The organism is Streptomyces sp. col6 (assembly GCF_008042035.1).
Classification (GTDB): Bacteria; Actinomycetota; Actinomycetes; order Streptomycetales; family Streptomycetaceae; genus Streptomyces.
In genome coordinates, this window is record NZ_RDBL01000027.1 from 359242 (window position 1) to 370497 (window position 11256).

The 11256-nt window shown below is 72.3% G+C and carries 7 protein-coding genes; 3 read left to right on the forward strand and 4 right to left on the reverse strand.

Translation table 11 applies throughout. From position 1 onward, the window contains the following. Positions 1-136 precede the first annotated feature (136 nt). Positions 137-928 (forward strand): metal-dependent hydrolase, encoded by a 792-nt coding sequence (locus EAO73_RS28850; protein ID WP_147974445.1) that lies wholly within the window; start codon positions 137-139, stop codon positions 926-928. 44 nt (positions 929-972) lie between these two features. On the opposite strand, the gene EAO73_RS28855 is transcribed toward EAO73_RS28850, so the two are convergent. Next, the gene (locus EAO73_RS28855; RefSeq protein WP_147974488.1) at positions 973-2799 is read right to left on the reverse strand and encodes an ABC transporter ATP-binding protein; all 1827 of its coding nucleotides are present in this window, start codon (positions 2797-2799) and stop codon (positions 973-975) included. 11 nt (positions 2800-2810) lie between these two features. Continuing rightward, on the reverse strand, positions 2811-4643 hold the full coding sequence (locus EAO73_RS28860) for an ABC transporter transmembrane domain-containing protein (protein WP_147974446.1): 1833 nt from the start codon (positions 4641-4643) through the stop codon (positions 2811-2813). Between the two features lie 258 nt (positions 4644-4901). Between EAO73_RS28860 and EAO73_RS28865 the strand changes: the two genes are divergently transcribed. Next, positions 4902-5648: a L,D-transpeptidase family protein gene (locus EAO73_RS28865; protein WP_191134266.1), complete on the forward strand. Its 747-nt coding sequence runs from the start codon at positions 4902-4904 to the stop codon at positions 5646-5648. A 27-nt stretch (positions 5649-5675) separates the two neighbouring features. Here the strand turns inward: EAO73_RS28865 and EAO73_RS28870 are convergent, their stop codons facing one another. Both EAO73_RS28870 and EAO73_RS28875 read right to left on the reverse strand, forming a co-directional pair. Then, complete coding sequence (locus EAO73_RS28870) at positions 5676-8609, reverse strand: FAD-binding and (Fe-S)-binding domain-containing protein (protein ID WP_147974447.1); 2934 nt, start codon at positions 8607-8609, stop codon at positions 5676-5678. A 58-nt stretch (positions 8610-8667) separates the two neighbouring features. Further along, complete coding sequence (locus EAO73_RS28875) at positions 8668-9111, reverse strand: MarR family winged helix-turn-helix transcriptional regulator (protein ID WP_147974448.1); 444 nt, start codon at positions 9109-9111, stop codon at positions 8668-8670. 185 nt (positions 9112-9296) lie between these two features. Between EAO73_RS28875 and EAO73_RS28880 the strand changes: the two genes are divergently transcribed. Next, positions 9297-11102: an ABC transporter ATP-binding protein gene (locus tag EAO73_RS28880; RefSeq protein WP_147974449.1), complete on the forward strand. Its 1806-nt coding sequence runs from the start codon at positions 9297-9299 to the stop codon at positions 11100-11102. Positions 11103-11256 lie beyond the last annotated feature (154 nt).

Below are 11256 nucleotides of genomic sequence, written 5' to 3' on the forward strand. Positions count from 1 at the left end.
GAACCGGACGACGGCCGGAAGATCACGGACGATACGCTGCCCTCTCAACTCGGCCGCGCCGCACCGGCGGTGGCCGGATCTCGCGCCAGGGGAACCCCTCGGCGCTCTCGGCGACACCTACGGGGGCTCGGCAGTCATGATGGGACCGGCACACTCTCTGTCAGGGGCAGCGGCCTGGCTGGGGGTGGGCGCGGCGGCGGCAGCCGCCGGCCACACCATGCCGTGGCCCGTCCTCGTCGTCGGGGCCCTGATCAGCGCGGGTGCCGCGCTCGCCCCCGACCTCGACCACAAGTCGGCGACCATCTCGCGCGCCTTCGGACCCATCTCGCGCGGGGTGTGCGAGATCGTCGACAAGCTCTCCCACGCCGTGTACAAGGCCACCCGGATGCGGGGCGACTCCAACCGCAACGGCGGTCACCGCACCCTCACCCACACCTGGGTGTGGGCGGTCCTGATCGGGGCGGGCGCCTCCGCCGCCGCGATCACCGGCGGCCGGTGGGCGGTGCTGGGCATCCTCTTCGTCCACCTCGTCCTCGCCGTCGAGGGGCTGCTCTGGCGGGCCGCGCGGGTCTCCAGCGACGTCCTGGTGTGGCTGCTCGGGGCGACCAGCGCCTGGATTCTCGCCGGCATCCTGGACAAGCCGGGCAACGGCGCGGACTGGCTGTTCACCGACCCCGGCCAGGAGTACCTCTGGCTCGGGCTGCCGATCGTGCTCGGCGCCCTCGTCCATGACATCGGCGACGCGCTGACCGTCTCCGGCTGCCCGATCCTGTGGCCGATCCCGGTCGGCCGCAAGCGCTGGTACCCGATCGGCCCGCCGAAGGCCATGCGCTTCAGGGCAGGCAGCTGGGTCGAGATCAAGGTGCTGATGCCCGTCTTCATGATCCTCGGCGGCGTCGGTGCGGCAGCCGCGATGAACGTCATCTGAGCCACCCCGGGGGGGCCGGCGGACCGGCCCCCCCCCGGGAGCCCTCATCCGTGCCAGGACCGCCAGAGCGCCGCGTACGCACCGTCCGCCGCCACCAGCTCGTCATGGCTGCCCAGCTCACTGATCCGGCCCTGCTCCACCACGGCGATCACGTCCGCGTCGTGCGCGGTGTGCAGCCGGTGCGCGATCGCCACCACCGTACGGCCGTCCAGCACCCGGGCCAGCGACCGCTCCAGGTCGCGGGCCGCCCGGGGATCGAGGAGCGAGGTCGCCTCGTCCAGGACCAGCGTGTGCGGGTCGGCCAGGACCAGCCGGGCCAGCGCGATCTGCTGGGCCTGCGCCGGGGTGATCACCAGACCGCCCGAGCCGACCTCGGAGTCGAGCCCGTCCTCCAGCGCCTTCGCCCAGCCGTCCGCGTCCACCGCCGCGAGCGACGCCCACAGCTCGGCGTCCCCGGCGTCCGTACGGGCCAGCAGCAGGTTGTCCCGCAGCGAACCGACGAACACGTGGTGCTCCTGGTTGACCAGAGCCACCTGCGAGCGCACCCGCTCCGTCGCCATCCGCGACAGCCGCACCCCGCCGAGCGTCACCTCGCCGGTGCGGGGCGCGTAGATCCCAGCGAGCAGCCGGCCGAGCGTCGACTTGCCCGCCCCCGACGGGCCGACCAGCGCCAGCCGCGTACCCGGCGCGATGTCCAGCGACACCCGGTGCAGTACGTCGACCCCGTCCACGTACCCGAAGCGCACCTCGTCGGCACGCATGTCCCGGCCGTCCGGGACGACCGCGGCGTCGCCCGCGTCCGGCTCGATCTCCCGGACACCCACCAGCCGCGCCAGCGACACCTGGGCCACCTGCAACTCGTCGTACCAGCGCAGGATCAGACCGATCGGGTCCACCATCATCTGGGCGAGCAGCGCACTCGTGGTGACCTGGCCGACGGTCATCCACCCCTCGATCACGAACCACCCGCCGAGCAGCAGGACCGCTCCGAGAATCGTCGCGTACGTGAAGCTGATGACCGGGAAGAGCACCGTGCGCAGGAACAGCGTGTACCGCTCCCACGAGGTCCACTGCTTGACGCGCAGGTCCGACAGGGCGACCCGGCGCGCCCCCAGCCGGTGCGCCTCCACGGTCCGGCCGGCGTCCACGGTCTCCGCCAGAGCCGCCGCGACGGCCGCGTAGCCGGCGGCCTCCGAGCGGTAGGCCGCGGGCCCCCGGCGGAAGTACCAGCGGCAGCCGATGAGAAGCACGGGCAGCGCCACGACCACCGCGAGGGCCAGCGGGGGAGCGGTGACGGTGAGGGCGGCGACGAGCAGACCGACCCAGACCACACCGATCGTCAGCTGCGGCACGGCCTCGCGCATGGCGTTGGCGAGCCGGTCGATGTCCGTGGTGATCCGGGACAGCAGATCGCCCGTGCCGGCCCGCTCCAGCACCCCCGGCGGCAGCCGCACCGACCGGACGAGGAAGTCCTCGCGCAGATCGGCGAGCATCTCCTCGCCCAGCATGGCGCTGCGCAGACGCATCATCCGGGTGGCCACCGTCTGCACGACGAGCGCCAGCGCGAACACCGCGGCCGTGCGCTCCAGATGCAGGTCGCCGGCGCCGTCGGACAGGTCCTCGACGATCCCGCCCAGGAGGTACGGGCCGACGACCGACGCGGTCACCGCCAGAACGTTGAGCAGGGTCACCACGACGAACGGCTTCCGGTGACGTCGCATCAGCTCCACGACGTACGCCCGTACGGTCGTGGCGCCGGCGACCGGCAGGGTCGTGGCCGTCTCCGGGGCCGCCGGGTCGTAGGCGGGGGGTTCGTGGGCCGGTCTCTCGCGGGCCGGCGGCTTCCGGGACGGTGGGGCGATGCCGGTCATGGCCTCTCCTGTCATGCCCGTTCCTCGACTTCCTGGTTCGTGCCGATGCCCTCGTGCCGCTCCGGTGCGGCCGTGGGCGCCATCTCGTCGTCGGTGTCGCGGGTGACGACGGCCCGGTAGCGCTCCTCGGTGCCCAGCAGTTCGCGGTGGGTTCCGACCGCGACCACCGTGTCCCCGTCCACCAGCGCCACCCGGTCGGCCAGGTCCAGCAGGAGGGGCGAGGAGGAGAAGGCGACGGTCGTACGGTGCGCGCGCAGCTCCTTGATGCCCGCGGCGACCCGGGCCTCGGTGTGCGAGTCGACCGCGGAGGTGGGCTCGTCCAGGACGAGGGTGTCCGGGTCGGTCAGCAGCGACCGGGCCAGGGCGAGCCGCTGGCGCTGGCCGCCGGACAGGGACCGGCCGCGTTCGGTGATCCGGGTGTCCAGCGGTTCGCAGTCGGGGTCGGGGGATGCCTGGGCCAGTGCGGCCAGCACGTCGTCGCACTGCGCGGCGGACAGCGCGGCCCCGGCATCCACCCGCCCGGACGACGGCACGTCCAGCAGCTCGCGCAGGGTGCCCGAGAGCAGCACCGGGTCCTTGTCCTGGACCAGGACAACGGTGCGCGCCGCGGCCGGTTCCAGCTCGTCCAGCGGTACGCCGCCGAGCAGGACGGAGGGCGGTGCGGGGGCGTCGGCCCCGGCCTTCGGCTCCTCGGGCTGGGTGTGGCCGCCGAGGCGTTCCGCCAGCCGGCCCGCCTCGTCGGGGTCGCCGCAGACCACGGCGGTGAACAGGCCCTGCGGGGCGAGCAGTCCGGTGGCCGGGTCGTACAGGTCGCCGGACGGGACGGCGGTGACCGTGGCCGTCCGGGCGGTCCGGCGCAGCGACAGCACCCGCACGGCACGCTCGGCGGACGGCCGCGAGAAGGAGTAGGCCTGCGCGATCTCCTCCACGTTCCGCAGGGGGAACAGCATCAGCGTCACCGCGCTGTACACGGTCACCAGCTGCCCGACCTCGATCACGCCGTCCCGGGCGAGGGCGGCGCCGTGGATCACCAGGGCCAGCAGCAGGGCGCCCGGCAGCAGCACCTGGACCGCGGAGATCAGGGACCACATCCGGGCGCTGTGCACCGCGGCCTTGCGGACCTCCTGCGAAGCGCGCCGGTAGCGGTCCAGGAAGAGTTCCTCGCCGCCGATGCCGCGCAGGACGCGCAGCCCGGCCACCGTGTCCGAAGCGAGTTCGGTGGCCTTGCCGCCCTTCGCGCGCTGCACATCGGCCCGCCGGGTGGCGCGCGGCAGCAACGGCAGGACGGACAGGGCGAGGAACGGCATGGCGATCGCCACGAGGACGCCCAGGGGCGGAAGGTAGACGAGGAGCCCGACGCTGATGACGACGAGAACCGTGGCGGCGGCCAGGAACCGGGACAGGGCCTCGACGAACCAGCCGATCTTCTCCACGTCGCCGGTGGACACCGCCACCACCTCGCCCGCCGCGACCCTGCGGGTCAGGAGCGAACCCAGTTCGGCGGTCTTGCGGGCCAGCAGCTGCTGGACCCGGGCCGCCGCGGTGATCCAGTTGGTCACGGCGGCGCGGTGGACCATGGCGTCACTCAGCGCGGTCACCACGCCCAGCAGTGCGGTGAGCGCGCCGGCCAGCGCGAGCCGGCTCCCGGACCGGTCGACGACAGCCTGGACCGCGAGCCCCACCGCGAGCGGGTATCCCGCGATCGCACACTGGTGCAGCAGCCCCCACAGCAAGGACTTGAGCTGCCCGCGGATCTGATTGCGGCCCAGCCAGAGGAGGAAGCGGGGCCCTGAACGGACGTCGGGATCGCCGGGGTCCGGGTACGGAAGGTCGCGAATGTGCATGACATCCCAAGGGATCGGAAGAGGCCGGGCCCGCGAGCGCGTCGGGGCAGCACTGGATCACCTGCGGGGTGCGCAGGCGGGGGAACCAAACCGTGCAAGCCTCGCGTAACCGCGGGGAGGCGGCAAACGGTTTTATGCCGGGGGAGAGGGGCGGCGCCCGGGGGTGCGCGACCCCGGGCGGGTAAAGATTCGGCACGCTTTCCCCTGCCCGCCCCGGGGCGGGCGAACACGCACATCGCCAGGTGCGAGCATGGACGGATGCATATAGCCGGTGCGGTACGAGTGGTGGTCTCGGCGGCCGCCTGTGGTGTCCTGCTCACGACCCTGACGTCCTGCGGGGACGGGCACGACGCGAAGAAGGGCGCCGACGCCGGGCGGTCGGCCGCCGCCGGGAGGGGCGGCCAGAAGGCCCCGACCACGCATCTGAAGCGCATCCCCGATGTGGGCGACCGGCTCCAGTCGCAGATCCCGGCCGAATCCCGCCAGGTCGTCGCGGTCTATGGCGCGGGCAAGGACTCCGCCGACTCCACCGTCGTGCTCTACACCAAGTCCGGTTCCACCTGGGACAAGGCCGCCGGCTGGAAGGGCCACAACGGCAAGAAGGGCTGGACGGCCGATCACCACGAGGACGACAAGCGCAGCCCCGTCGGCGTCTTCACCCTGAGCGACGCGGCCGGTGTACTGCCCGACCCCGGCGCCCGCCTCCCGTACACGCAGACCGCCTCGATCCAGGCCCCGCACTACTGGGCCAAGTCCCACTGGCACGACTTCGACTACGTCATCGCGATCGACTACAACCGGGTCAAGGGCACGCCGCCCAACGACCCGACGCGCCCTCAGGGCCAGTCGAAGGGCGGCAGCATCTGGCTGCACATGGACCACGGCAGCGGCACCTCGGCGTGCGTGAGCGTGTCCAAGCCGGCCATGGAGAAGCTGCTGCGGACCCTGGACCCGAAGCAGCACCCGGTCGTCGTCATGGGCGACCGGGCCAGCCTCCGCGCCTGACGGGAGGGCCCGGCAGGCGCGTACGTCTCAGGCCGGGCCCGGACGGGTCGCCCACTCCAGTTCCATCAGTGCCGAGTGGTACGAACGGCCCGTCGCCCGGTCCATGCCGATCTCGCACATCCGGTTGGCCGAGAGATACGCGTCGTACTCCCGGGACCGCACGTCGGCGGCCTCCTTCGCGGTCGCCGACGCGGTCAGCTCCTCGTGCAGCATCCCGCGGTCGCCCGCGAAACCGCAGCACGCGGCGTCGTCCGGGATCACGGCCTCGTGCGCACAGGCCTCCGCGACGGCGCGCAACTGGGCGACGTCGTCCAGGTGTTCCATGGAACAGGTCGGGTGCAGCACGGCCGCGTCGGACTTCCGCAGCACGGTCAGCTCCGGCAGCAGCTCGTCCGCCGCCCAGACCAGGGAGTCGACCACCGTCAGCTCACGGTGCAGCGCCCTGTTGTCCTCGGTGAGATACGGAACCACCTCATGGGCGATGCCCAGCGTGCAGGACGAGGCGTCGACCACCAGCGGCAGCTTGCCGCCGGCGGTCCAGCCCCCGGCGGCCTCCACGATCCGGTTGGCCATCACGGCGTTGCCGGAGTCGTACCCCTTGGAGTGCCAGATCGTGGCGCAGCAGGTCCCGTTGACGTCGTCCGGGATCCAGACGGGCTTTCCGGCGCGGGCGGACACGGCGACCACCGCCTGCGGCAGGGACGGGCCGCGATGACTGTCCGGGCTGCCGAAGATGCGGTTGACGCAGGCCGGGTAGTAGACCGCGCTCGCCTCCGCCCTGGAGGTGCGCGGCAGCTTCCTGGAGGCGGCGCCGGGGATCTCCGGCAGCCACTCGGGCACCAGGTCGGGGCGCACCGCGCGGCGAGCGAGCCGGGTGACCCCTCGCAGCAGCCGGTCGTCGATCCTGCTCGCCGCTGCGACCGCGAGCCGCGCCGCCGTCTCCGCCGCGCCGAAGTGCTTGGCGGCGAGCGCGGCGACCCGCTCCTCGCGCGGGGAGTGCCGCTGGTGGCGGAAGTCCTTCATCATGGCGCCCGTGTCGATCCCGACCGGACAGGCGAGCTTGCAGGTGGAGTCACCGGCACAGGTGTCCACGGCGTCATAGCCGTAGGCGTCGACGAGCCCGGTCTCGACGGGGGAACCGTCGGGCTGGCGCATCATCTCCCTGCGCAGCACGATGCGCTGGCGCGGTGAGGTGGTCAGGTCGTGGCTGGGGCAGGTCGGTTCGCAGAAGCCGCACTCGATGCAGGGGTCGGCGATCGCCTCGACCTTCGGGATGGTCTTCAGCCCTCGCAGATGGGCCTTCGGGTCGCGGTCCAGCACGATGCGAGGGGCCAGGACCCCGTCGGGGTCGATGAGCTGCTTCGTCCGCCACATCAGATCGGTCGCCCGCGGACCCCACTCCAGTTCGAGGAAGGGGGCGATGTTGCGGCCCGTCGCGTGCTCCGCCTTGAGCGATCCGTCGAAACGTTCCACCGTCAGCCGGCAGAAGTCCGCCATGAAGGCGGCGTAGCGGTCGACGTCGGACGGCCGCGCCGCGTCGAAGGCCAGCAGGAAGTGGAGGTTGCCGTGCGCGGCGTGACCGGCGACGGCGGCGTCGAAGCCGTGCTCGGCCTGGAGCGCGAGCAGTGCCTCGCACGCGTCGGCCAGCCGGGAGGGCGGGACGGCGAAGTCCTCCGTGATCAGCGTCGTGCCCGAGGGGCGGGAGCCGCCGACCGCGGTGACGAAGGCCTTGCGGGCCTTCCAGTAGCCGGAGATGGTGCGGGCGTCCCGGGTGAACTCGTTGGTCACCGAGGTGACGGGCCGGACCAGCTCCAGCTTCCGCACCACATCGGCCGCCGCCCGCTCGTACGCCTCCTGGCCCGCCTCGTCCGGCGCCCGGAACTCCACCAGCAGCGCGGTGGTCCGCTTCGGCAGCCCGGCCCAGTCGGCGGGGACGCCCTGCACGCTGACCGAGGCGCGCAGGGTGTTGCCGTCCATCAGCTCCACGGCGATGGCACCCGCCTCGTTGAACAGCGGCACGGCCGCGGCCGCTGCGGTCAGTGAGGGGAAGAACAGCAGTGCCGTGGAGATCCGGCGGTCCAGCGGCAGGGTGTCGAAGACGACCTCGGAGATGAAGCCGAACGTCCCCTCGGACCCGACCATGAGACCCCGCAGGATCTCCACCGGAGTCGAACCGTCCAGGAACGCGTCCAGCCGGTAGCCGTTGGTGTTCTTGATCTCGTACTTCGCCCGGATGCGGGCGGTGAGCGCGGCGTCGGCCTCGATCTCCGCCTTCAGCGCCAGCAGTCCCTCGCACAGGCGCGGCTCGGCCCGGACCAGCTCCTCGTCCGCCGCCGGATCGCCGGTGTCCACGACGGTGCCGCTGGGCAGCACGAAGGTGAGCGAGGAGACGGTGCGGTACGAATTGCGCGTGGTGCCCGCCGTCATACCGGAGGCGTTGTTGGCAACGACCCCGCCGATCGTGCAGGCGATGGCGCTGGCCGGGTCGGGCCCCAGCAGCCGGCCGTACCGGGCGAGGGAGGCGTTGGCCCGTACGACCGTCGTCCCGGGGCGGATGCGGGCGCGGGCCCCGTCGTCGAGGACCTCGATGCCCGCCCAGTTCCGCCGGACGTCGACGAGGATGTCCTCGCCCTGGGCCTGGCCGTTGAGACTGGTGCCGGCGGCCCGGAAGACGACGTTGCGACCCCTGCCGTGCGCGTACGACAGGATCGCGGAGATGTCGTCGATGTCCTCGGGGACCACGACCACCTGGGGCACGAACCGGTACGGGCTGGCGTCGGAGGCGTACTTCACCAGGTCGGAGATCTTCCAGAGCACCTTGTGCGCGCCGAGCAGGGCGGTCAGCTCGTCGCGCAGGGTCTCCGGTGTGCCGGGTGCCTGCGCGTCGGGGACGCGGTCGTGGGAGGGCGGACGCACCGCCGCGGGACGCAGGGTGTCGGGGTCCGGCTCCAGCAGCGGCATGGTGGTTCTCCTCGGCGGCTCGTCGGGCCGGCGGCTCGGCGCCGCGTCCCGTGCCCGGTCAGCAGCGGCGCTCCGGCATTCCGTCGACCAGGGCGGTCAGCAGACCGCCGAGCACCTCGCGCTGGCCGGCGGTCAATGGAGCCAGGATCTCCTCCGCGGCCGCCCGGCGCGCGTCGCGCAGCGAGCGGAGCGTGGCGATGCCCTCGTCCGTGATCTCGATCCGGACCACCCTACGACTGTCCGGATCCGGGACGCGGCGCACCCTGCCGCCGGCCTCCAGGGCATCAACCAGGGTGGTCACGGCGCGGGGCACCACATCGAGACGCTGCGCGAGATCCGCCATCCGGGGCGGCCCGTCGTAGTGCGCGACGGTGCGCAGCAGCCGGAACTGCGCGGGCGTGATGCCGATCGGCTCCAGCTGGCGGCTCTGGATGCGCTGGAGCCTGCGCGTCAGCCGCAGCAGCTGTTCGGCGAGCATGCCGTCGGGGTCGGGGGAATCCATGGGCCAATACTATCAGGACATGGTTCATTGTGAGTAGGGGTAACAATGAGCTATGCTCTCATTCGGCTCGACTGTCACGGTCGCGATTCCCGCGTCCGGACGGTCCCGCCGCGCCCACCGCGAAGGCATGCGCCCGTCACCTGTGGCCGTGCCCTCCCGAAGCCGCACGCTCGACGAAGGAGCCCATGAAACCCGACGAACCCACGTGGACACCCCCGCCCAAGGACGCCGACCAGCCACCCGCCGAGCTGCGCCGCATCCTCCGCCTCTTCCGCCCGTACCGGGGCCGCCTCGCCGTGGTCGGACTACTCGTCGGCGCCTCGTCGCTGGTGTCGGTCGCCTCGCCGTTCCTGCTGCGCGAGATCCTGGACACCGCCCTCCCGCAGGGCCGGACCGGGCTGCTCACGCTGCTCGCCCTCGGCATGATCCTCACCGCCGTGATGAACAGCGTCTTCGGCGTGCTCCAGACCCTCATCTCCACCACCGTCGGCCAGCGCGTCATGCACGACCTGCGCACCGCCGTCTACGCGCAGCTGCAGCGGATGCCGCTCGCCTTCTTCACCAGGACCCGAACGGGTGAGGTGCAGTCCCGGATCGCCAACGACATCGGGGGCATGCAGGCCACCGTCACCTCGACGGCGACCTCCCTCGTCTCCAACCTCACCGCGGTCATCGCCACCATCGTCGCCATGCTCGCGCTCGACTGGCGGCTCACCGTCGTCTCGCTGCTCCTGCTGCCGGTCTTCGTCTGGATCAGCCGCCGGGTCGGCCGCGAACGCAAGAAGATCACCACCCAGCGCCAGAAGCAGATGGCGGCCATGGCCGCCACCGTCACGGAATCCCTCTCCGTCAGCGGCATCCTGCTCGGCCGCACGATGGGCCGCTCCGACTCGCTGACCCGGGGCTTCGCCGAGGAGTCCGAGCGGCTGGTCGACCTCGAAGTGCGCGCCAGCATGGCCGGACGGTGGCGGATGTCGACGATCGGCATCGTCATGGCCGCCATGCCCGCCGTCATCTACTGGGCGGCCGGCATGGCCCTGCGGTCCGGCGGACCGGCCGTCTCGATCGGCACCCTGGTCGCGTTCGTCTCGCTCCAGCAGGGCCTCTTCCGCCCCGCCGTGAGCCTGCTCTCCACCGGTGTGCAGATGCAGACGTCACTCGCGCTCTTCCAGCGGATCTTCGAGTACCTCGACCTGACCGTGGACATCACCGAGCCGGAGAATCCGGTGCGCCTGGAGAAGATCCGCGGCGAGGTCCGGTTCGAGAACGTGGACTTCAGCTACGACGAGAAGAGCGGCCCGACCCTCAGCGGCGTCGACGTGACCGTCCCCGCGGGAGCGGGGCTCGCCGTCGTCGGCCCCACGGGCTCCGGCAAGTCCACCCTCAGCTACCTCGTCCCCCGGCTGTACGACGTGACCGGCGGCCGGGTGACCCTCGACGGGATCGACGTGCGGGACCTCGACTTCGACACCCTCGCCCGCGCGGTCGGCGTCGTCTCCCAGGAGACGTACCTCTTCCACGCCTCGGTCGCCGAGAACCTGCGCTTCGCCAAGCCTGACGCGACCGACGAGGAGATCGAGGCGGCGGCCCGCGCGGCCCAGATCCACGACCACATCGCCTCGCTGCCCGACGGCTACGACACCCTCGTCGGCGAACGCGGCTACCGCTTCTCGGGCGGCGAGAAGCAGCGCCTGGCCATCGCGCGCACCATCCTGCGCGACCCGCCGGTGCTGATCCTCGACGAGGCGACGAGCGCCCTCGACACCCGTACCGAATACGCCGTGCAGGAAGCGATCGACGCCCTCTCCGCCGGACGGACCACCATCACCATCGCCCACCGCCTCTCCACGGTCCGCGACGCCGACCAGATCGTCGTCCTCGACGCTGGCCGCACGGCGGAGCGCGGCACCCACGAGGAACTGCTCCAGCAGGACGGACGGTACGCGGCACTGGTCCGCCGGGACACGGAAATGGCCCCGGTCGGAGGCTGATGACCCCCCACCGGAACGGCATCCCCCGAGCTGGGACCGGGGCGGGTTAGCGTGCCCGCATGGCGCACCAGACCCCGGAAACCCCGCCCCGGTCCCAGCTCGGGGGATGCCGTTCCGGTGGGGGGTCATCAGCCTCCGACCGGGGCCATTTCCG

Coding starts and splice junctions, on each gene's coding strand:
- EAO73_RS28860 (WP_147974446.1), bottom strand. CDS start 4,643: ATGCACATTCGCGACCTTCCGTACCCGGACCCCGGCGATCCCGACGTC.
- EAO73_RS28875 (WP_147974448.1), bottom strand. CDS start 9,111: ATGGATTCCCCCGACCCCGACGGCATGCTCGCCGAACAGCTGCTGCGG.
- EAO73_RS28880 (WP_147974449.1), top strand. CDS start 9,297: ATGAAACCCGACGAACCCACGTGGACACCCCCGCCCAAGGACGCCGAC.
- EAO73_RS28865 (WP_191134266.1), top strand. CDS start 4,902: ATGCATATAGCCGGTGCGGTACGAGTGGTGGTCTCGGCGGCCGCCTGT.
- EAO73_RS28850 (WP_147974445.1), top strand. CDS start 137: ATGATGGGACCGGCACACTCTCTGTCAGGGGCAGCGGCCTGGCTGGGG.
- EAO73_RS28870 (WP_147974447.1), bottom strand. CDS start 8,609: ATGCCGCTGCTGGAGCCGGACCCCGACACCCTGCGTCCCGCGGCGGTG.
- EAO73_RS28855 (WP_147974488.1), bottom strand. CDS start 2,799: ATGACCGGCATCGCCCCACCGTCCCGGAAGCCGCCGGCCCGCGAGAGA.